Source organism: Streptosporangium amethystogenes, assembly GCF_000721075.1.
In the GTDB taxonomy this organism is placed as follows: Bacteria; Actinomycetota; Actinomycetes; order Streptosporangiales; family Streptosporangiaceae; genus Streptosporangium; species Streptosporangium amethystogenes.
On record NZ_JOEQ01000026.1, the window covers coordinates 51,181 to 71,742 of the forward strand.

The 20,562-nt window shown below is 69.1% G+C and carries 20 protein-coding genes; 18 read left to right on the plus strand and 2 right to left on the minus strand.

Annotated elements, in window-relative coordinates; all coding sequences use genetic code 11:
• Nucleotides 1-47 precede the first annotated feature (47 nt).
• The 17 genes from pgsA to IG98_RS0130630 all read left to right on the plus strand — a co-directional run bounded on the left by pgsA (nt 48) and on the right by IG98_RS0130630 (nt 17,378).
• A complete protein-coding gene (gene pgsA, locus IG98_RS0130550) occupies nt 48-665 on the plus strand; it encodes a phosphatidylinositol phosphate synthase (protein WP_030919955.1) in 618 nt (205 codons plus the stop codon).
• 18 nt (nt 666-683) lie between these two features.
• Nucleotides 684-1,598, plus strand: coding sequence for a phosphatidylinositol mannoside acyltransferase (locus tag IG98_RS0130555; protein ID WP_030919956.1), 915 nt, complete (start codon nt 684-686; stop codon nt 1,596-1,598).
• The gene (locus IG98_RS0130560) at nt 1,595-2,791 is read left to right on the plus strand and encodes a glycosyltransferase family 4 protein (protein ID WP_084195770.1); all 1,197 of its coding nucleotides are present in this window, start codon (nt 1,595-1,597) and stop codon (nt 2,789-2,791) included. The genes IG98_RS0130555 and IG98_RS0130560 overlap by 4 nt, the downstream gene beginning before the upstream one ends.
• Complete coding sequence (locus IG98_RS0130565; protein ID WP_030919960.1) at nt 2,788-3,327, plus strand: hypothetical protein; 540 nt, start codon at nt 2,788-2,790, stop codon at nt 3,325-3,327. Before IG98_RS0130560 ends, IG98_RS0130565 begins: the two co-directional genes overlap by 4 nt.
• Before the next feature lie 97 nt (nt 3,328-3,424).
• On the plus strand, nt 3,425-4,435 hold the full coding sequence (locus tag IG98_RS0130570; protein ID WP_245651781.1) for a DUF3048 domain-containing protein: 1,011 nt from the start codon (nt 3,425-3,427) through the stop codon (nt 4,433-4,435).
• A 148-nt stretch (nt 4,436-4,583) separates the two neighbouring features.
• Nucleotides 4,584-5,498, plus strand: coding sequence for a pyridoxal 5'-phosphate synthase lyase subunit PdxS (gene pdxS / locus IG98_RS0130575; protein WP_030919964.1), 915 nt, complete (start codon nt 4,584-4,586; stop codon nt 5,496-5,498).
• A gap of 170 nt (nt 5,499-5,668) precedes the next feature.
• The gene (pdxT, locus tag IG98_RS0130580; protein ID WP_037971695.1) at nt 5,669-6,259 is read left to right on the plus strand and encodes a pyridoxal 5'-phosphate synthase glutaminase subunit PdxT; all 591 of its coding nucleotides are present in this window, start codon (nt 5,669-5,671) and stop codon (nt 6,257-6,259) included.
• 3 nt (nt 6,260-6,262) lie between these two features.
• A complete protein-coding gene (locus tag IG98_RS0130585; RefSeq protein ID WP_030919969.1) occupies nt 6,263-7,015 on the plus strand; it encodes a YebC/PmpR family DNA-binding transcriptional regulator in 753 nt (250 codons plus the stop codon).
• 74 nt (nt 7,016-7,089) lie between these two features.
• Nucleotides 7,090-8,364, plus strand: a complete 1,275-nt coding sequence (locus IG98_RS0130590; protein ID WP_037971673.1) for a cation:proton antiporter — start codon at nt 7,090-7,092, stop codon at nt 8,362-8,364.
• Nucleotides 8,365-8,521: 157 nt separating this feature from the next.
• Nucleotides 8,522-9,109, plus strand: a complete 588-nt coding sequence (ruvC, locus tag IG98_RS0130595; RefSeq protein ID WP_037971696.1) for a crossover junction endodeoxyribonuclease RuvC — start codon at nt 8,522-8,524, stop codon at nt 9,107-9,109.
• Nucleotides 9,106-9,726: a Holliday junction branch migration protein RuvA gene (ruvA, locus tag IG98_RS0130600; protein ID WP_030919977.1), complete on the plus strand. Its 621-nt coding sequence runs from the start codon at nt 9,106-9,108 to the stop codon at nt 9,724-9,726. Before ruvC ends, ruvA begins: the two co-directional genes overlap by 4 nt.
• Nucleotides 9,727-9,799: 73 nt before the next feature.
• Entirely contained in the window at nt 9,800-10,858 is a 1,059-nt protein-coding gene (gene ruvB, locus IG98_RS0130605; protein ID WP_030919979.1) for a Holliday junction branch migration DNA helicase RuvB, read from the plus strand.
• 253 nt (nt 10,859-11,111) lie between these two features.
• Nucleotides 11,112-11,447 carry a preprotein translocase subunit YajC gene (gene yajC / locus IG98_RS0130610; RefSeq protein WP_051753196.1) on the plus strand — a complete coding sequence of 112 codons (336 nt, stop codon included), beginning with the start codon at nt 11,112-11,114 and terminating at the stop codon, nt 11,445-11,447.
• A 79-nt stretch (nt 11,448-11,526) separates the two neighbouring features.
• On the plus strand, nt 11,527-13,275 hold the full coding sequence (secD, locus tag IG98_RS0130615; RefSeq protein ID WP_037971675.1) for a protein translocase subunit SecD: 1,749 nt from the start codon (nt 11,527-11,529) through the stop codon (nt 13,273-13,275).
• Nucleotides 13,275-14,348: a protein translocase subunit SecF gene (gene secF, locus IG98_RS0130620; RefSeq protein ID WP_030919989.1), complete on the plus strand. Its 1,074-nt coding sequence runs from the start codon at nt 13,275-13,277 to the stop codon at nt 14,346-14,348. The genes secD and secF overlap by 1 nt, the downstream gene beginning before the upstream one ends.
• Before the next feature lie 78 nt (nt 14,349-14,426).
• On the plus strand, nt 14,427-14,945 hold the full coding sequence (locus IG98_RS0130625) for an adenine phosphoribosyltransferase (protein ID WP_030919992.1): 519 nt from the start codon (nt 14,427-14,429) through the stop codon (nt 14,943-14,945).
• A 237-nt stretch (nt 14,946-15,182) separates the two neighbouring features.
• Complete coding sequence (locus IG98_RS0130630) at nt 15,183-17,378, plus strand: RelA/SpoT family protein (protein ID WP_157594604.1); 2,196 nt, start codon at nt 15,183-15,185, stop codon at nt 17,376-17,378.
• A gap of 150 nt (nt 17,379-17,528) precedes the next feature.
• Here the strand turns inward: IG98_RS0130630 and IG98_RS0130635 are convergent, their stop codons facing one another.
• The gene (locus IG98_RS0130635) at nt 17,529-18,758 is read right to left on the minus strand and encodes a DUF349 domain-containing protein (protein ID WP_030919998.1); all 1,230 of its coding nucleotides are present in this window, start codon (nt 18,756-18,758) and stop codon (nt 17,529-17,531) included.
• Nucleotides 18,759-18,817: 59 nt separating this feature from the next.
• The gene (locus IG98_RS0130640; protein WP_030920002.1) at nt 18,818-19,684 is read right to left on the minus strand and encodes a peptidylprolyl isomerase; all 867 of its coding nucleotides are present in this window, start codon (nt 19,682-19,684) and stop codon (nt 18,818-18,820) included.
• Between the two features lie 147 nt (nt 19,685-19,831).
• Here IG98_RS0130640 and IG98_RS0130645 point away from each other — a divergent pair, with 147 nt between their 5' ends.
• A complete protein-coding gene (locus IG98_RS0130645; RefSeq protein ID WP_030920005.1) occupies nt 19,832-20,560 on the plus strand; it encodes an MBL fold metallo-hydrolase in 729 nt (242 codons plus the stop codon).
• Nucleotides 20,561-20,562: the final 2 nt, after the last annotated feature.

A 20,562-nucleotide genomic window follows, 5' to 3' on the forward strand; every position in this document is an offset into this window, starting at 1 on the left:
CTCGCCGATGCGCGCTCGCAGGCCGGGTGGCCTACGATCGGAGCGCGATGCTGAAACTTCTGCGCCCCGCCGTCACCCGAGTCTTGACCCCGCTGGGCAGGGCACTCACCCGTCGCGGGATCAGCCCCAACGTGATCACCGCCGTGGGCACGCTCGGCACCGTCGCCGCCGCGCTGTTCTTCTACCCCCGGGGCCAGCTGTTCGTGGGCACAGTGGTGATCACCTTCTTCGTGCTGGCCGACCTCCTCGACGGGGTCATGGCCAGGATGACGGGCGCGGGAAGTACCTGGGGCGCCTTCCTCGACTCCACGCTCGACAGGGTCGGCGACGCGGGAATCTTCTCCGGGCTGGTGTTCTGGTTCATCGTGAGCGATCAGCGGACGCTGGCGGGGGTCGCGCTGTTCTGCCTCGTCGCCGGAGCGGTGGTGTCCTACGTCAAGGCCAGGGCGGAGGCGCTGGGCATGACGTGCGACGTCGGTCTCGCCGAGCGGCCGGAGCGCCTGGTGGTGGGCCTGGTCTCAGCCGGCCTCGGCGGCCTCGGCGTGCCGTACATCCTGGCCGCGGGGCTCTGGCTGCTCGCCGCGGCCAGCGCGGTCACGGTCGGCCAGCGCCTGCTGCACGTGCGCCGGCAGGCCGTCCCCACCTCGCCCCGGCCCCTCCGCTGATCGGAAATCGGAAAATCGATGACAGACAACCCCTCCCCCCAGGACCGTCTCGTCGCGGCCGCGTTCGGCGCCGGATGGACGATCGTGCCCCGCCTGCCTGAGCGGCTCACCGCCTGGGCCTTCCGCGCCGCCGCCGACCGGCTGTGGAAGCGCCGGGGAAAGTCGGTGCTCAGGCTGGAGGCCAACCTCGCCAGGGTCAAGGGCACCTCGCCCGGCGACCCGGCGATCCGGGAGCTCAGCCGCGACGGCATGCGCTCCTACTTCCGCTACTTCCACGAGGTCTTCCGGCTGCCCTCGATCCCCGTCGCCGAACTCGTCTCCCGGATGCGCGTGATCGGGGTGGAACCCGTCTACGACAACCTCGCCGCGGGGCGCGGCGTGGTCCTCGCCCTGCCGCACATGGGCAACTGGGACCAGGCGGGCGCCTGGTTCGCCGGGACGGGGCATCCCTTCACCACGGTCGCCGAGCGGCTCAAACCCGAGTCGCTGTTCCATCGCTACACCGCCTTCCGTGAGGGGCTGGGCATGGAGGTGCTGCCGCTCACCGGTGGTGACGGTCACACCTTCGGCACCCTGGCGCAGCGCCTGCGTGCCGGGCTCCCGGTCGCCCTGCCCGCCGAGCGGGACCTGACCGCGAACGGTGTCGAGGTGCAGTTCTTCGGCTCGTCCACCCGGATGCCCGCCGGTCCCGGCCTGCTGGCCGTGCACACCGGGGCCGCCCTCATCCCGGCCATCCCCTACTTCGAGGGGACCGGCTGGGGCCTGCAGTTCCACGAGGAGATCGCGATCCCGGCCGAGGGCACCAGGAAGGAGAAGGTGGCCGTCGTCATGCAGAGCCTCGCGGGCGTCTTCGAGAAGGGCATCGCCGAGCACCCCGAGGACTGGCACATGCTCCAGCGCCTCTGGCTCGAGGACCTGGAGCCCAGGAAATGAGGATCGGCATCGTCTGCCCCTACACGTGGGACGTGCCGGGCGGAGTCCAGGTGCACATCCGCGATCTCACGGAGGCCCTCATGGAGGAGGGCCACCACGTCTCGGTGATCGCCCCCGCCGCGGACAACGCCCCGCTGCCCCCGTACGTGACCTCGGCGGGCCGCGCGGTTCCGGTGCCCTTCAACGGGTCGGTGGCCAGGCTGTCGTTCGGGTTCCTGTCGGCGAACCGGGTGCGCCGCTGGGTGCGCGAGGGCGCCTTCGACGTGCTGCACGTGCACGAGCCGGCCATTCCCTCGCTGGGACTGCTCGCCTGCTGGGTGGCCAGGGGGCCGATCGTGGCCACCTTCCACGCCTCGTACGGTAACTCCCGGTCCCTCTCGGTCACGGCCTCGGTGCTGATGAGCGCGCTGGAGAAGATCACCGGCCGGATCGCCGTGTCCGACGCGGCCAGGAAGACCCTGGTCGAGTTCATGGGCGGCGACGCCGTGCTCATCCCCAACGGGGTGACGGTCGGCCGCTACGCCGAGGGTGAGCCGCTGCCCGGCTGGGATCAGGGCGAGGTGATCGGTTTTCTCGGCAGGATGGACGAGCCGCGTAAGGGCCTGCCGGTGTTGCTGGAGGCGTTCGTCCTGCTGGCCGCCGAGCGGCCGGCGCTGCGACTGCTCCTGGCCGGGCCGGGTGACGCCGCCGAGGTGCTGGAGCGTATACCGGCCGCCCTCCACGACCGGATCGGCCTGCTCGGCATGGTCAGCGAGGAGGACAAGGTGCGTGCCTACCACACGGTCGACGTCTTCTGCGCGCCCAACCTGGGGGGTGAGAGCTTCGGCATCGTGCTGACCGAGGCGATGTCGGCCGGCGCGGCGATCCTGGCGAGCGACATCCCGGCCTTCCGCAAGGTGCTCGACGACGGCCAGGCGGGAGCGCTGTTCGAGACGGGCAACGCCACCTCGCTCGCCCGCCGGGCCGCCGAACTGCTCGACGACCCCGTGCGCCGGGCCACGCTGTCACAGGAGGCCCGCGCCGCCGTGCAGAAGTACGACTGGTCGACGGTCGCCCGTGACGTCCTGCGGGTCTACGAGACGGTGGCGAGCCCGGCCGGGGTCGAGGAGGACGCCGAGGACGCCGAGGGTGCGGGGAACGACGAGGGCACGGTGGCGAGCAGGTCCTTGGCCGAGGGGAACGACACGCTGTGACGACCACGTTGATCCTGGTGGTGGGCGCCATCGTGGTGCTCTGCGCCGTCTACATCTCCTGGCGGGCGGGCAGGCTCGACCGGCTGCACATCCGGCTGGAGCTGGCCCGTGAGTCCCTGGACGCCGCCCTGGTGCGGCGGACCGCCGTCAGCCTGGAGCTGGCCGCCTCCCGGCTGCTGGACCCGGCGACGAGCCTGGTGCTGGCCGCGGCCGCCCACGAGGCCCGTACGGCGGGACCCGAGGAGCGTGAGCACGCCGAGAGCGACCTGTCGCGCACCCTGCGAGCCGTCGTCGACCAGGAGCGCTTCGGCGACCGGCTGGCCGACACCGCGGCAGGTTCCGACCTGCTTGAGGAACTGGGGGCCGCGGTGGCCAAGGTCCTCTACTCCCGCCGGTTCTACAACAACGCGGTGGGCGTGACCCGCGCGGCGCAGCGCCGCTGGCTGGCCCGCACACTGCGGCTGGCCGGGCATACCGAGTATCCGGGCTTCTTCGAGATCGACGATGCGCCGCCGAAGGCCCTGGCCGCCGAATAAGCCGCACATAAACTGGAGTAGCTGACAAGTTGGACACCGGTAGGCTCTTGGCGGTTTATGGCTGAGTGGCTAAGTGGCTGACTTGAGGAGATGAATCGTGCGGGTTTCTCGGATGATCGCCGTCACGCTGGCGGGAGTCGCGGTCCTCGCGCCGGTCGCGGCCTGCTCCTCCGACGAACCCGCGCCGGCGGGCAACCCGGTGGCCGGTGAGCCGAGTGCGGCTCCGACCCCCACGCCCGAGCCGACGCACCCCTTCACCGGACTGCCGGGCGCGGCCCGCAGGCCGGTGCTCGCGGCGAAGATCGAGAACACCGCGGCGGGCAAGCCGCAGCTCGGCCTCAAAAGCGCGGACATCGTCTACATCGAGCAGGTCGAGGCGGGCCTGACCCGGCTGATGGCGATCTTCTCCTCGAAGATCCCGGCCAAGATCGGCCCAGTTCGCAGCGCCCGCATCTCCGACCTGCACATCGTTCCGCAGTTCGGCAGGCCCGCCTTCGCCTACTCGGGCGCGCAGACCAAGATGCTCCCCCTCATCGCCGAGGCGTCGCTGTTCGACGTCTCCGACAGCCGGGCGCCGGGCGCCTACTTCCGGCAGGAAGGACGCTTCGCCCCCTACAACCTGTTCGCCAACACCAGGCAACTGCTGACCGAGGCGCCCAAGGCGAGCAGGGCCAAGGACATCGGACTCACCTTCGGCGACGCCCCCGAGGGCGGCGTGCCGCGTAAGGCGTACAGCGTGAAGTACCCGGCGGCCCGTTTCACCTTCGCCTGGTCGCAGACGGCGGGTAAGTGGCTGATCTGGCAGGACGGCAAGAAGGACATGGCGGCCGAGGGCGGCCAGCTCGGCGCGCCCACGATCGTCGTGCAGTACACCAAGACGGAGCGCTCGGAGTTTCACGACAAGAACCAGAGCTACACGCCGCTGGTGCACAGCACGGGCAAGGGCAGGGCGATCGTGCTCCGCGACGGGCAGGCGTTCAAGGCCCGCTGGTCACGGGAGACGGAGAAGGACGGCACCGTCTTCACCACGGAGGCGGGTGAGCCGATGAACTTCGCCCCCGGTCAGGTCTGGATCGCGCTGGCCTCCGCCAAACCCGTCATTCCCTGACGCGCAAGTGCTACATGATGTTCAAGAGGATCTTCTAAGAACGACAAGACGGCGTGTAGGGGGCATCCTGCCCAGCGCCTACGATGGAAGCGTAGTGGCCGTCCAGCGCGGGCGGCCCGTGATCCGCAGCCGTCGTGAGGTAGAGACCGTGTCCAGCAGCACGCCCGAAGTCAGCGATACCACCGTCACCGGAACCGCCCGGGTCAAGCGCGGCATGGCAGAGATGCTCAAGGGCGGCGTCATCATGGACGTCGTCAACGCCGAGCAGGCCAAGATCGCCGAGGACGCCGGTGCCGTGGCCGTCATGGCCCTCGAACGGGTACCCGCCGACATCCGCGCCCAGGGCGGCGTCTCCAGGATGAGCGACCCCGACATGATCGACGGCATCATCGCCGCCGTCTCGATCCCGGTCATGGCCAAGGCCCGCATCGGTCACTTCGTCGAGGCCCGGGTGCTCCAGTCGCTTGGCGTCGACTACATCGACGAGTCCGAGGTGCTCACCCCGGCCGACTACGCCAACCACATCGACAAGTGGCAGTTCACGGTGCCCTTCGTCTGTGGCGCGACCAACCTGGGCGAGGCGCTGCGCCGTATCACCGAGGGCGCGGCGATGATCCGCTCCAAGGGCGAGGCGGGCACCGGCGACGTCTCCAACGCCACCACCCACATGCGCAAGATCAGGGGTGAGATCAAGCGCCTGACCTCGCTGCCCGCCGACGAGCTCTATGTCGCGGCCAAGGAGCTCCAGGCGCCGTACGAGCTGGTCGCAGAGGTCGCCAAGACCGGCAAGCTGCCGGTCGTGCTGTTCACCGCCGGCGGCATCGCCACCCCGGCCGACGCCGCGATGATGATGCAGCTCGGCGCCGAGGGCGTGTTCGTCGGCTCGGGCATCTTCAAGTCCGGCAACCCCGCCGAGCGCGCCGCCGCGATCGTCAAGGCCACCACCTTCCACGACGACCCCGACGTCATCGCGAAGGTCTCCCGCGGCCTGGGCGAGGCCATGGTCGGCATCAACGTCGACGACATCCCGGCCCCGCACCGGCTGGCCGAGCGCGGCTGGTAGCGGAACTCAGGGAAACCGGCAGAGAGGCGGCCTCCTTGACGGAGGCCGCCTCTTTGGCGGTAGAAGGGCCGTTCGGGAAGGCCCAGGGCTGGCCATGAACCAGTTTGGGGTGATCCTAGAGGTGGCCATACCCTGAAAGGGACGTTTCTTTTCCAGGGGAAGGACCATTGGTGACCATCGTCCCGACGATCGGCGTGTTCGCGCTCCAGGGCGACGTGCGCGAGCACGTGCGCGCGCTGGAGGCGGTGGGCGCCAGAGCGGTCGCCGTACGGCGCCCTCACGAACTGGAGGCGGTCGACGGCCTCGTCATCCCGGGCGGCGAGTCCACCACGATGTGGAAGCTCGCCGAGATCTTCGAACTGCTCGAACCGCTCCGGATGCGGATCAAGGCCGGCATGCCCGCCTACGGCTCCTGTGCCGGCATGATCATGTTGGCGGACCGGATCGAGGGCGGCATCGAGGGCCAGCAGACGATCGGCGGCATCGACATGGTCGTCCGGCGCAACGCCTTCGGCCGCCAGGTCGACTCCTTCGAGGCCGACATCGACTTCGCCGGCCGTGGTGCCATGCGGGCGGTCTTCATTCGCGCACCCTGGGTGGAATCCGTGGGTTCGGGGGTCGAAGTGCTGGCGTTGGCCGAACCTGGAGATAGGATCGTCGCGGTCCGTCAAGGACCGCTGCTCGCCACATCCTTCCACCCGGAGATCACCGGGGATGTCGGTGTGCATTCATATTTCACTGAGATGGTGAGGGAGCTCTAGGGGATGTCCGGCCACTCCAAATGGGCGACGACGAAGCACAAGAAGGCGGCGCTTGACTCCAAGCGCGGCAAGCTGTTCGCCAAGCTCATCAAGAACATCGAGGTCGCGGCACGGACGGGCGGCCCCGATCCGGACGGCAACCCGACGCTGTACGACGCCATCACCAAGGCGCGCAAGAGCTCGGTTCCGATCGACAACATCGAGCGCGCCCGCAAGCGCGGCGGCGGCCTGGAGGCCGGCGGCGCCGACTGGCAGACCATCATGTACGAGGGCTACGCCCCCGGCGGCATCGCGGTGCTGATCGAGTGCCTCACCGACAATCGCAACCGTGCGGCCTCCGAGGTCCGTGTCGCGCTGACCCGCAACGGCGGCTCGCTGGCCGACCCGGGCTCGGTGTCCTACATGTTCAACCGCAAGGGCGTCGTGCTCGTCCCCAAGGGCGAGCTGGGTGAGGACGACGTGCTGACCGCGGTCCTCGACGCGGGCGCCGAGGAGGTCAACGACCTGGGCGACCAGTTCGAGGTGGTCTCCGAGGCCACCGACCTCGTCCCGGTCCGCAAGGCCCTGCAGGAGGCCGGGATCGACTACGACTCGGCCGAGTCGAGCTTCATGCCGACGATGAACGTCCCGCTCGACGAGGACGGCGCCCGCAAGGTCTTCAGGCTGATCGACGCCCTTGAGGACAGTGACGACGTGCAGAACGTCTGGGCCAACTTCGACGTCTCCGACGAGGTCATGGAGAAGCTCGAAGCGTGACGGCCGGAGATCCAGTGTGATCTTGTGGTGTCCATGAGATTTACCCGTGTGCTCCAGGGCAGATCTCGTGGACAATGGGAAATCCTGATCTGATCTACGCCGTGGCGGGCATCGCCGCTCTGTTCGCGGCCACCCTGCCACGGTTGCTCAACCGTCTTCCCTTCTCGCTCCCCCTGGCGTGCCTGCTGGGCGGCGTCCTCCTGTACGTCCTTCCCCTACGGCTGCCGGAACCCGATCCGGTGGTCCATCGGGCGCTCATCGAGCACGCCGCCGAGCTCTGCGTGCTGGTCTCACTCATGGGGGCGGGGCTGGCCGTCAACCGGCCCTTCGGACTCCGCGGCTGGTCCTCGACCTGGCGCCTGCTGGGGGTGACCCTCCCGCTGACCGTGTTGGGCGTGGCCGGCGCCGCCGTTCTGCTCGGCTGGCCGCCGGCGGCAGCGTTCCTGATGGGCGCGGTGCTCGCGCCCACCGACCCCGTACTCGCCTCGGACGTGCAGGTCGGGGAACCCGTCGACTCGGAGCAGGACGACGACGAGGTCCGCTTCGCCCTTACCTCCGAGGCGGGCCTCAACGACGGCCTGGCCTTCCCCCTGGTGTACGCGGCGATCGCGCTGGCCCTCAGCTCGGGCACCGGCTGGATCGGCGAGTGGGCGCTGGTCGACCTGCTCTACCGTTGCGGGGCGGGCGTGGTGTGCGGTCTGCTGATCGGTAAGGGGCTGGGGCGGCTGTTCTTCCGCGCCCGTGTCTCCGACCTGCGGCTGGCCGAGCACCGCGACGGCTTCGTGGCGCTGGCCGCGACGTTTTTGGCCTACGGCCTCACCGAGCTGGTCCACGGGTACGGCTTCATCGCGGTGTTCGTGACCGCCTGCACCATCAGGGCCGCCGAGCGCAGCCACGGCTACAACGGAGTGCTGCACGGGTTCATCGAGCAGGTCGAACGGCTGTTCACCGCCTGGCTGATCGTGCTGCTCGGCGGTTTCGTCGCGACGGGTGGCCTGGCCGCGCTCACCTGGCGCGGCGCCGCCGTCGGCCTGCTGCTCCTGCTGGTCATCCGGCCGCTGACCGGATGGCTCGCAGAGCTGGGCGGCCAGGCCGGGCCGCGTGAGCGCGTCGCCACGGCGTTCTTCGGCATCCGCGGCATCGGCTCGCTGTTCTACCTCGCCTACGCCCTGGGCCAGGCCGACTTCGGCGTGCCCGCGGCGGAGCTCTGGGCGGTGATCGCCTTCACCGTACTGGCCTCCTTGGTCGTGCACGGCGTCTCGGCCACGCCGGTGATGAACCGTCTGGACCGGCTGCGTGACAGGGCGGGACGCGCGCGGAACGCCGAGCCCTCCTCCCAGCACCTGTGAGCACGGCCCCCAGGGAAAATCCGCGTCGGGCCGCAAAGGACCCGTGGGGCCCCGCCACGCTCCTTTCGAGGGCCGTGCGCGGCCTGCTCTCACGCGGTAGAGTCTGGCACCGAACAGGTGTTCGGCGAGCGGAGGCGTGCCGGTGCGATTGCCCGAACTGCGGGTCATGGGGGTCGATCCCGGGCTTACCCGATGCGGGCTCGGCGCCGTCGAGGGGAGGCCGGGTGCGCCGCTGAGCCTGGTCAAGGTCGGGGTGGTCCGCACCCCCGCCGACGACGAGATCGGCGCCCGGCTGGTGGCGATCGAGGCCGGCATAGAGCAGTGGCTCGACGAGCTCGAACCCGACGCGGTGGCCGTGGAGCGGGTTTTCGCCCAGCACAACCTCAGGACCGTGATGGGCACCGCGCAGGCCTCCGCCGTGGCGATCCTGTGCGCCTCCCGCAGGGGGCTGCCGGTCGCCCTGCACACGCCGTCCGAGGTCAAGGCGGCGATCACCGGCAGCGGCACGGCCGACAAGCAGCAGGTCGGCACGATGGTGACCCGACTGCTGCGGCTGGACGCCATGCCCAAGCCCGCCGACGCCGCCGACGCGCTCGCCCTCGCGATCTGCCACGTGTGGCGGGGCGGAGCCCAGAGCAGGCTGGCCGAGGCCGCGGCGAAGGCCGCGAGCGGCCCCGGCACGACCGCCGCGGCCTACTTCCGCGGCCGGGGCAGGGCCGGATACCCGAGAGGAACCACGAAGTGATCGCCTCGGTGCGAGGACAGGTGACCGTGATCGCCCCGGACGGGGCGGTCGTCGAGGTGGGCGGGGTGGGAGTGCTCGTGCACTGCACGCCGGGCACGCTGGCGACGCTCAGAACAGGCGAGGAGGCCCGGCTGGCCACCTCGCTGGTGGTCCGCGAGGAGTCGCTGACGCTGTTCGGCTTCGCCACCGACGACGAGCGAGGGATCTTCGAGATGCTGCAGACGGCCAACGGGGTCGGCCCCAAGGTCGCCCTGGCGATGCTGGCCGTACACACCCCCAACGCGCTCAGGGTGGCCGTGGCCACCGCCGACGTCAAGGCGCTGACGAGGGTCCCCGGGGTGGGCCCGAAGGGCGCCCAGCGGATCATCGTCGATCTCAAGGGCAAACTCGGCACGCCTGAGGAGGCGGTCAACGCCGCGCTCAACGGCCGCGCCGCCGCGCCCGTCTGGCGCGATCAGGTCCACTCCGGCCTGGTCGGCCTGGGTTACTCGGCGCGGGACGCGGACGAGGCGGTCGCCGCCGTCGAGCCCCGGGCCGACGCCGAACTGGCCGAGGGCCGCACCCCGCAGGTGGCGGCGCTGCTCAAGGCGGCACTCAGCGCGCTGAGCACGCGATGAGAGGCTCGACGGCGAAGGCTCGGCGGCAGGGGCGCGGGCGCCTCCGCCGTACGGTGAGCAGAGGTGGGGCGGCGTGAGTTTCGAACGGGATCTGGTGTCGCCGGACGTCGAGGGCGACGAGAGGAACATCGAGGCGGCGCTGCGGCCCAAGCGGCTTGAGGAGTTCATCGGTCAGGCACGGGTGCGCGAGCAACTGTCCCTGGTGCTGCAGAGCGCGCTGCGGCGCAACCGGCCGCCGGACCACGTGCTGATGAGCGGCGGTCCCGGGCTGGGCAAGACGACTCTCTCCATGATCATTGCGACCGAGCTCTCCGTGCCGCTCCGGATCACCTCGGGGCCCGCGCTTGAGCGGGCCGGCGACCTCGCGGCGATCCTGTCGACCCTCTCGGCGGGCGAGGTCCTGTTCATCGACGAGATCCACCGCATGGCCAGGCCCGCCGAGGAGATGCTCTACCTCGCGATGGAGGACTTCCGCGTCGACATCGTGGTGGGCAAGGGGCCGGGGGCGACCGCGATCCCGCTGGAGATCGCCCCGTTCACCCTGGTCGGGGCCACCACCAGGGCCGGCATGCTCCCCGCGCCGCTGCGTGACCGCTTCGGCTTCGTCGCACACATGGACTTCTACGGGGTCGCCGAACTGGAGGAGGTGCTGCACCGCTCCTCGCGCCTGCTGGGCGTGACGCTGCCGGGCGACGCCGCCACCGAGATCGCCGGCCGCTCGCGGGGCACGCCCCGTATCGCCAACCGTCTGCTGCGCAGGGTCCGCGACTTCGCCGAGGTGCGCGCGGAAGGCGTCATCACCAGGGACGTCGCCTCCGCCGCGCTCAATCTCTACGAGGTCGACGCCGAGGGGCTCGACAGGCTCGACCGGGCGGTGCTCGGAGCGCTGCTGCGCAAGTTCGGTGGCGGCCCGGTGGGGCTGTCGACGCTGGCGGTCGCGGTGGGGGAGGAGCCGGAGACGGTCGAGGTGGTCGCCGAGCCGTTCCTGGTGCGGCAGGGCCTGCTGGCCCGCACCCCCCGTGGCCGGGTCGCGACCGCCGCGGCCTGGATCCATCTGGGGCTGGTGCCCCCGCCGGACGCCTTCGGCGCCTCGCTCCTCATCGATCTTGGGGATGATGCTGAGCAAATCTAGCGTTGTGGATCGGTAGGGGAGACGTACAAGCTTGATCACAGATAGATGACAACTGTATCGAAATGGGAACTTCCCTGCGTGCCGGATCGTGACCTCGTTGCCGTGCTTCTAACAACTCGCCTAAACTCCGAGCCTTGGCTGGCTGTGTAGGCTGACGTGCTGAGCGGCATGGTCGTATATGACGTCCGGTTTCACGCCGGTCATTCTCAAGAGAGGGAGCGGCCCTGTGGGCGGCAACTATTCAAGTCTGATCATGATCGCTCTCATGGTCGTGGTTTTCTACTTCCTGCTGATCCGACCGCAGCGCAAGCGGCAGCAGGAGCAGGCCAAGATGCAGAACAGCCTCGCGCCGGGCACCGGTGTCATGACCACGACGGGTCTTTTCGGGACCGTGGTGGCCATCGACGCCGACGACGTGATCCTGGAGATCGCCCCCGGTGTGGAGACCCGCTGGGTGAAGGCGGCGATCGGCCGCGTCCTGGTTCCCGTCGACGATGTGGAGGAGGATGTCAAGGCCGCCGACCACGATGTCGCGGAGACCGCCGAGCAGCAGAGCGAAGAGCGCGACTCGACGAGCAAGAAACTGTGAATAGGTTCACCACCAATCCCCTATAACCGAAAGTCGACCAGTGGCCCGACCGACCAGCGGCCAGAGCAAACCGGGGCGTATGCTCCTGCTGCTTCTGGCGATCATTCTCGCCATGGGAGGGGTGATGCTCCTCAACAAGGCGTACACCCCGGAATATGGCCTCGACCTCGCCGGCGGCACGACAGTGACGCTGCAGCCCATCACCCCGAACGGAAGCGCTCCCTCCCAGGAGAGTCTCGATCTGGCGGTGAACATCATCCGCGAGCGGGTGAACGGCAGCGGCATCTCCGACGCCGAGGTCGCCAAGTCCGGTGACAACATCGTCATCTCCGTCCCCGGAGTTGGCCAGGAGGAAGTCGTCAAGCTGGTCGGCACCACTGCGGAACTGCGGTTCCGCCAGGTGCTGGCGATCGGGGCCGGATCACCTCCGCCCCCCGGGGAGCTGGCTACCCAGGCGCCGACGCCATCCCCCTCCCCCACCACCTCCGGGGGCAAGGGAACCAGGGCGCCCAGGCCCACCGAGTCCACGGTGCCGAAGCCGGCCACGACGGCCGCCCCCGGCGCGAGCACCTCGCCCGCCGGGCGCGCCCTGTCGTCGGGGCTGCTCAAACCAAGTCCAAAAGCCAGCCCCGAGTCCTCTACGGAGCCTGCTCAACCCGGTGACCAGTCTGCCAAGCCGGGTGGCGGCACCACCGCGCCGACGGCCCCGCCGATGGCGGCCGACGACCCCATGGCGGGCGTCGACCCCACCGGGATCGACCCGGCGGCCCTCAAGGAGTTCCAGACGCTCGACTGCGCCAAGCAGACGAACCGAGGGGCACAGGACGCGCCGGACAAGCAGTACGTGGGCTGCAGCACCGACGGCAGCACCAAGTTCGTCCTCGACAAGGCGGCCGTGACCGGCACCTCGATCGACAGCGCGTCCTCGGGCGTCGACCAGACCACCGGGGAGTGGCTTGTCCAGCTCTCCTTCAAGGGCCAGGGCCCCGACCAGTGGTCGAAGGTCACCACCACCGCCTTCAACTCGCAGGCCCCCCGCAACCAGATCGCCATGGTCCTCGACGGCATGGTCATCTCCGCGCCCGTCATCCAGGAGCCGATCACCGGCGGCCGTGCGCAGATCTCCGGTAACTTCACCCAGGCGAGCGCCGACGAACTGGCCAACCAGCTCAAGTACGGCGCACTCCCGCTGAAGTTCGAGAAGAGCTCCATCGACGAGGTCTCCTCCACCCTGGGCGCCGACCAGCTGCGCGGCGGCCTCATCGCGGGCGCGATCGGCCTGCTGCTGGTCGTGATCTACTCGATGCTCTACTACCGGGGCCTGGGCGTCGTCTCGGTGCTGAGCCTTCTGGTGGCGACGCTCGTGACCTACCAGTCGGTGGTGTTGCTCGGCGCGTTCGCCGGCTTCCGGCTCTCGCTGCCGCACATCATCGGCCTGATCGTCTCGATCGGTATCACCGCGGACTCGTTCATCGTCTACTTCGAACGTATCCGTGACGAGATGAAGGAAGGCCGCCGCTCGCTGCGCACGGCGATCGAGGTCGCCTGGATCCGGGCCCGGCGGACGATCCTCATCGCGGACGCCGTCATGTTCATCGCCGCCGTGGTGCTGTACTTCCTGGCGGTCGGCGGTGTGGCCGGGTTCGCCTTCGCGATGGGCCTGACCACGCTCATCGACATCGCGGTGGTGTTCATGTTCACCAAGCCGTTCGTCGCGATGCTGGCGAGGCTGAAGTTCTTCGCCAAGGGTCACAAGCTCTCCGGTCTCGACGCCGAGCGCATGAGCGAGACCGTCACCGCTCCCAAGTCCGCTCCGCAGGAGGCCTGATGTCCGGCATCGCGCGCCGGTTGTACCGGGGCGAGGTCAACGTCGACTTCGTCGGCCGCAGGAAGCTCTGGTACGGCCTCTCCGCAGTCCTGCTGGTGATCTCCATCGCCGGTCTGATCTTCAACGGCCTCAACCTGGGCGTGGAGTTCAAGGGCGGGTCCGTCTTCTCCTTCAAGGCCCCGGCATCCGTCAACATCGAGCAGGTGCGTGACACGTTCTCCGAAGCCGGTGTGCACCAGGTCATCGCGCAGACGACCCAGAGCGGCTGGCGGGTCACCACGGAGAGCCTCCCGGCCGAGCAGGTCACCGCGGTCCAGAAGGCGGTGGCGGGCGAGTTCAAGCTGCCGCAGAACGAGGTCAACCTGCAGGTGATCGGTGCCTCGTGGGGCGGCCAGGTGGCCAACAAGGCGGTCATCGGACTGATCGTCTTCATGCTGGCGATCATCCTGTACCTGACGATGGCCTTCGAGTGGAAGATGGCGCTGTCGGCCGTCGTGGCGCTGCTGCACGACCTGGTGATCACCGCCGGTGTCTACGCCTGGTCCGGCTTCGAGGTCACCCCGGCGACCCTGCTGGGCTTCCTGACGATCCTCGGATACTCGCTGTACGACGCCGTCGTCGTCTTCGACATGATCAAGGAGGTCACCGCCAAGCTCGGCACGACCTCCAAGATGACCTACACCGAGGCCGCCAACAACGCGCTGAACCACACGCTGATCCGGTCGCTGAACACCACCCTGGTGGCGATCCTGCCGGTCGCGGCGATTCTCTTCATCGGCACCACGCTGTTCGGCGCCGGTACCCTGAAGGACCTGTCGCTGGCCCTGTTCGTCGGCATGATCGTCGGCACCTACTCCTCGCTGTGCGTCGCGACGCCACTGCTGGTCACGCTGAAGGAGCGCGAGCCGCGCTACCAGACGATCGCCCGCAGGCTCTCCGCCCACGGGGGTGGCTCCGGGGGCAGGACGACGCGTCAGCCGGTCACCGCCGGAGCGTCCAACGGGACCGCCAACGGTGCCGCCAACGTGGCCAACGGGGCCACGGCCGGTAGCGACAAACGCAAGAAGAAGTAAGCTCCGAGCAGTTCGCGCCTCCGCCCCTGCCCAGGGGGCGGAGGCGTTTTCCTTCCCCCTCCCCAAGGAGTGCCGACCATGACCGAGCTGAGCAGGCTGATCCTCGATCGCATCCGTGACGTGCCCGACTACCCGCAGCCCGGGGTGATGTTCAAGGACATCACGCCGCTTCTCGCCGACCCGGTGGCGTTCGGCGCGGTGACCAGGGCGCTCGCCGGGCTGTACGAGGTGGACAAGATCGTTGGAATCGAGGCGCGGGGGTTCATCCTGGCCGCCCCGGTCGCCTGCCAGGCGGGCGCGGGCTTCGTCCCGGTACGGAAGAAAGGCAAACTGCCCGCTGAGACGCTTGAGGCGTCCTACGATCTGGAGTACGGCTCCGCCATCATCGAGGTTCACCGGGACGCCTTCATCCCCGGAGAGCGCGTTCTCATCGTCGACGACGTGCTCGCCACGGGAGGGACGGCGCGCGCGGCGGTGGAGCTGGTCCGCGAGGCGGGTGCCGAGGTCGTCGGCCTCGCCGTGCTCATGGAGCTGTCCTTCCTCAAGGGGCGCGAGCGCCTGACGGACGTCGAGTTGCACTCCCTCGTCGTCGTTTGATCGACCCCGCGGACAAAAGCACACAACCCCGTCTGGATACACTGAGGGATCTGGACTCGAACGTGAGGAGTCTGAGTGCCCCGTGATGTGGTCGTCCCCGACACGACCGCCAACGGTGGCGGTCCCGAAATGGCCGTCCCAGCAGGCGACGCCGGTTCCGCCATGTCCGGAGCCGCCGAGGAGAAGCCGGCGGTAAGGCGAAGGCTCGCACGTTTTGGGGGGCAATGGGGTGGCGGCATGAATCCGGTTCTGGAGCCGCTGTTCCGTACGGTCCGTGCTACCCACCCGAAGGCGGATCTGCGGCTCATCGAGCGCGCCTACGACGTGGCGGCTTATCATCACCGCGACCAGAAGCGCAAAAGCGGTGACCCGTACATCACCCATCCGCTGGCGGTGGCGACGATCCTGGCCGAGCTCGGCACCGACGACGAGACGCTGTGCGCCGCGCTGCTGCACGACACCGTCGAGGACACCGCCTACGGCCTGGACGAGCTGCGCTCGGACTTCGGCGACAACATCGCACTGCTGGTCGACGGCGTCACCAAGCTCGACAAGGTCAAGTTCGGCGCCGCGGCCGAGGCCGAGACCGTACGCAAGATGGTCGTGGCGATGTCCCGGGACATCCGGGTGCTGGTGATCAAGCTCGCCGACCGGCTGCACAACATGCGCACCATGCGCTACCTGCCCGAGCACAAGCGGCACCAGAAGTCCCGCGAGACGCTGGAGATCTTCGCGCCGCTCGCCCACCGGCTGGGCATGAACACCATCAAGTGGGAGCTGGAGGACCTCGCGTTCGCCATGCTCTACCCCAAGCGCTACGACGAGATCGCCCGGATGGTCTCGGAGCGGGCCCCGCGCAGGGACCTGTTCCTGCAGGAGGTCATCGAGAAGGTCTCCGGCGACCTGCGCGACGCCAAGATCCGCGCGGCCGTCAAGGGCCGCCCCAAGCACTACTACTCCGTCTACCAGAAGATGATCGCCAGGGACGTCGCCTTCGACGACATCTACGACCTGGTCGGCATCCGGGTGCTGGTCGACACGGTCCGCGACTGCTATGCGGCACTCGGAACGATTCACGCGCGATGGAACCCGGTGCCCGGCCGGTTCAAGGACTACATCGCGATGCCCAAGTTCAACATGTACCAGTCGCTGCACACCACGGTCATCGGCCCGGAGGGCAAGCCGGTGGAGCTGCAGATCCGCACCCACGGGATGCACCACAGGGCCGAGTACGGTGTGGCGGCGCACTGGAAGTACAAGGAGGACATGACCACCTCCGGTCCTCCGGGGGCGAAGCTGAAGCCCGCCAGCGACATGGCCTGGCTGCGTCAGCTCCTCGACTGGCAGAAGGAGACCGCCGACCCGGGGGAGTTCCTGGAGTCGCTCAGGTTCGACCTGTCGGTCTCGGAGGTCTACGTCTTCACGCCCCGGGGTCAGGTCATCGCCCTGCCCGAGAACGCGACGCCCGTCGACTTCGCCTACGCCGTGCACACCGAGGTGGGGCACCGTTGCATCGGAGCCAGGGTCAACGGCCGTCTGGTGCCCCTGGAGTCGCGGCTGGGCAACGGCGACACAGTGGAGATCTTCACCTCCAAGTCGCCCGACGCGGGCCCCTCGCGTGACTGGCTGAAGTTCGTCAAGTCGGGACGGGCCCGTAACAAGATCCGGCAGTGGTTCTCCAAGGAGCGCCGCGAGACCGCGATCGAGGCGGGCAAGGAGGCGATCGGCCGCGCCATGCGCAAGCAGGGCCTGCCGCTGCAGCGCCTGATGTCCGGAGAGTCCCTCCTGGTCCTCGCCAGGGATCTGCGCTACCCGGACGTCTCCGCGCTCTACGCGGCCGTGGGAGAGGGCCACATCGCCGCGCAGGCGGTCGTGCAGAAGCTCGTGACGTCCATCGGAGGAGTGGACGGCGCGGAAGAGGACATCGCCGAGGTCTCCGTGCCGACCAAGCTGCGCGGCCGTCCCCGGGGCAGTGGCGGTGCCGGAGTGGTCGTCGCGGGCGACTCCGACGTCTGGGTCCGCCTGTCGCGATGCTGCACTCCAGTGCCCGGCGATGAGATCGTCGGTTTCGTCACCCGCGGGCATGGCGTGTCGGTGCACCGCACCAACTGTCCCAACATGGATCAGCTCAAGTCCGAGCCCGACCGCCTGGTCGAGGTCGCCTGGTCCGCGGCGGACGACTCGGTGTTCCTGGTCGCGCTGCAGGTCGAGGCACTCGACCGGCCACGCCTGCTCTCCGACGTGACCCGCACGCTCTCCGACCAGCACGTCAACATCCTGTCGGCGTCGGTGACGACGTCCAGGGACAGGGTGGCGATCAGCAAGTTCACCTTCGAGATGGGCGACCCCAAGCATCTGGGCCACGTCCTGAAGGCCGTCCGCAACATCCAGGGCGTCTACGACGTCTACCGGGTCAGCGGCGCCGGTTCCTGAGCGTCGGGCGCGCCCTCGGATTCTCTCCGAGCCGGGGGCGGCGCCGATGCCCCATCACGAACGTCAGGGCCGCGGAGGGCGCTCCCCGGTACGGGAGCCCTCCGCGGCCATGTCGGTCCTTCGGATCGCGTCAGCCGCTCGCGAAAGGGGTCAGGAGAACTCGGCGAGCGTGCGCTCGGCCTCCTCCAGCCAGGAACGGCGGGCGGCCAGGGCCTCCTCGGTGTCCTTGACGTCCTTGTCCTTGCCCGCGTCCCTGGCTTTGGTCAGGCGGCCCTCCAACTGCGCGATCGACTTGCGCAGCTGGTCGACCGTGTTCTGGGCGCGGGCACGTGCCTCGGGGTTGGAGCGCTTCCACTCCGTCTCCTCGGCCTTGCGGACCGCGTCGTCGATCTTGCGCAGGCCACCCTCCAGCCGGTCGCGCTGCTCGCGCGGGACCGGGCCCGCGGCCTCCCAGCGCTCCAGGATGCCGCGCAGGACGCTCCTGGCCGCACGGGCGTCGGTGACCGGGAGGATCTTCTCAGCCTCGGTCAGGAGTTGCTCCTTGGCCTCGGCGTTGGCCGCCAGCGAGGCGTCGCGCTCGGCGAAGACGGCCGAACGCGCCTGGAAGAACTGGTCCTGGGCGCCCTTGAAACGGCCCCAGAGCTCGTCCTCGACCTCGCGGGAGGCCCGGCCGGCGGACTTCCACTCCTGCATCAGCTCGCGGTAGGCCGACGCGGTCGCACCCCAGTCGGTGGACGAGGCCAGCGCCTCGGCCTCGGCCACGATGCGCTCCTTGGTGGAGCGCACGCCCTCGCGCTGCTCGTCCAGCCCCGCGAAGTAGGCCTTGCGCCGCTTGGCGAAGGCCGTGCGAGCCGCCGACAGGCGCTTCCATAACGCCGCCTCGGTCACCCGGTCGATGCGTTCGGCGGCCTTCCACTCCTCGATCAGCTGGCGCAGCCGCTCGCCACCGGTCTTCCAGTGGGTGGTGTCGTCGGCGATGCGCTCGGCCTCGGCGACGATCCGCTCCTTGACGCTCTTGGCCTCGGCCCTGGCCACGTCGCGAGCGGCCTTGACCTCCTCCCGGCGCTGGGCGACCAGCTCCGTGAGGGTGTTGAGGCGGTTCAGCAGCGCGTCGAGGTCGCCGACCGCGTGCGCGTCGGTGATCGCTTCGCGGAGCTTGACAATGGTCGCCTCCGCCTGGGCGGGCGGCAGGTCAGTGCCGCGGAGCCGCTGTTCGAGCAGGGTGACCTGCCCGGCCAGCTCGTCGAACTTGCGATGGAAGTAGGCGAGTGCCTCTTCCGGTTCGCCGGCCTGCCAGGACCCGACGGCCCGTTCTCCCTCAGCCGTACGTACGTAGACGGTGCCGTCGTCGTCTACCCGGCCCCACGGGTCGGTGCTCACCGTGTCCTCCCGCACTTTCATCAGCCTTTCGGGACTTACCGCCCCTTGTATGTATTACGTCAGCTCTTGCTGGACATTGTCACGTCTTTGATTTCGAGGGTTTCCTTCGGTGCCCCGGTGCCGTCAGATCCCGGGGTGATGACGCCCGCCTTGTTCACCTTGTCGAGGATCTCCAGGCCCTTGGTGACCGTACCGAAGGGGGTGTAGTCCGGCGTCAGCGGGGCGTCGCCGTACACGAGGAAGAACTGGCTGCCGTTGGTGTCGGGGCCGCTGTTGGCCATGGCCACGACGCCGCGCGTGTACTTGGCGCCCTCCAGGTTCTCGTTGACGAAGCGGTAGCCGGGGCCACCCTGACCGTCAGTGGGGTTCTTGCCGTCGGCCTTGGCCAGCGGGTCGCCGCACTGCAACATCGGGAACTGGTCGGAGCCCAGCCGATGACACTTGGAGCCGTCAAAGTACTTCTTCTGCGCCAGGAAGGCGAAGGAGTTGACGGTGCACGGCGTCTTGTCGGCCGACACCTTGATGACGATGTCGCCTTGGTTGGTCTTCAGGGTCATCGTCGTGGGAGTCTTGTCGACCTTCGCCGGAGGTAGGCCCACGTTCTTGGTCGTGCCGCCTTCCGAGGCGACGTAGCCGCAGGTGCCACTGGCCGCGTCGAAGGCCGTCGGCTGCGCGCCGGCCCCGGAGGTCGTCTCTGGGGAGGCCGTCTCCGAGGGGGCCGGATCGGCGGTCGCCGTCGTGTCGGAACCCCCGAACACGCTGGTCGCGACGATCACACCCGCCACGGCCAGCACACCGACCACACTGGTGCTGATGAGCGCGATGCGCTTGGCCCTGGCGACCTTGGCCTCACGTTCGATGCGTCGCTTCGTCTGCCGCTCGTAGTGCTCGCGCGCCAACTGCTTTTGGCGCTCCCTGCCGCTCACCGCTTCGCCCTCCCGAGTGCCGAGTCGTACTTAATGAGGTGGGCGAATCGTATCGGCCAATGGGTAATGGTTCGCAGCCCGCCGACCCGCACCGGTACCCTTCGGTTACATTCCCATCCGCATTCTTGACGAGATCAGCTGAGGCAGATGCTCATCGCCGGCTTTCCCGCAGGGTCCTTCCAGACCAACTGTTACGTCGTCGCTCCCGCCGCGGGCGAGGAGTGCGTGGTCGTCGATCCCGGCCAGAACGCCGTCGGCGACCTCGATGACCTGCTGCGCGAGCACAGGCTCAAACCGGTCGCGGTGCTGGTCACCCACGGGCACCTCGACCACATGTGGTCGGTCGCCCCGGTCTGCGGCGCGCGTGACGTCCCCGCGTGGATCCATCCCGAAGACCGCGAGCTGCTGTCCGATCCCGGCAAGGGAATGTCGCTGTCCGCGAAACAGCAGCTGTTCGGGGGACTGACCTTCACCGAGCCGGACGACGTGCGCGAGCTCACGGACGGCGAGGTGCTGCGGCTGGCGGGCCTGGAGCTCACCGTCGACCACGCCCCCGGCCATACCAGGGGGTCGGTGACCTTCAGGTTGCCCAGCACCGAGGAGATCCCCGACGTGCTGTTCTCGGGCGACCTGCTCTTCGCCGGCTCCATCGGCCGCACAGATCTTCCAGGCGGCGACTACCCGACCATCCTGCGCAGCCTGGCGGCCAAGTGCCTGCCGCTGCCGGCGGACACGGTGGTGCTGCCCGGCCACGGACCACAGACCACGATCGGCCAAGAGCGTGCCACCAACCCGTATCTCGCGGAGGCGGAGCAGGCCGCGGGCACAGGCCCCGCGGGTCTCGGGCACGACCGCGGCCCCGGCAGGGGACTTTAGAC

Coding starts and splice junctions, on each gene's coding strand:
- pgsA (WP_030919955.1), top strand. CDS start 48: ATGCTGAAACTTCTGCGCCCCGCCGTCACCCGAGTCTTGACCCCGCTG.
- IG98_RS0130555 (WP_030919956.1), top strand. CDS start 684: ATGACAGACAACCCCTCCCCCCAGGACCGTCTCGTCGCGGCCGCGTTC.
- IG98_RS0130560 (WP_084195770.1), top strand. CDS start 1,595: ATGAGGATCGGCATCGTCTGCCCCTACACGTGGGACGTGCCGGGCGGA.
- IG98_RS0130585 (WP_030919969.1), top strand. CDS start 6,263: ATGTCCGGCCACTCCAAATGGGCGACGACGAAGCACAAGAAGGCGGCG.
- IG98_RS0130590 (WP_037971673.1), top strand. CDS start 7,090: ATGGGAAATCCTGATCTGATCTACGCCGTGGCGGGCATCGCCGCTCTG.
- yajC (WP_051753196.1), top strand. CDS start 11,112: ATGATCGCTCTCATGGTCGTGGTTTTCTACTTCCTGCTGATCCGACCG.
- secD (WP_037971675.1), top strand. CDS start 11,527: ATGCTCCTGCTGCTTCTGGCGATCATTCTCGCCATGGGAGGGGTGATG.
- secF (WP_030919989.1), top strand. CDS start 13,275: ATGTCCGGCATCGCGCGCCGGTTGTACCGGGGCGAGGTCAACGTCGAC.
- IG98_RS0130625 (WP_030919992.1), top strand. CDS start 14,427: ATGACCGAGCTGAGCAGGCTGATCCTCGATCGCATCCGTGACGTGCCC.
- IG98_RS0130630 (WP_157594604.1), top strand. CDS start 15,183: ATGAATCCGGTTCTGGAGCCGCTGTTCCGTACGGTCCGTGCTACCCAC.
- IG98_RS0130645 (WP_030920005.1), top strand. CDS start 19,832: ATGCTCATCGCCGGCTTTCCCGCAGGGTCCTTCCAGACCAACTGTTAC.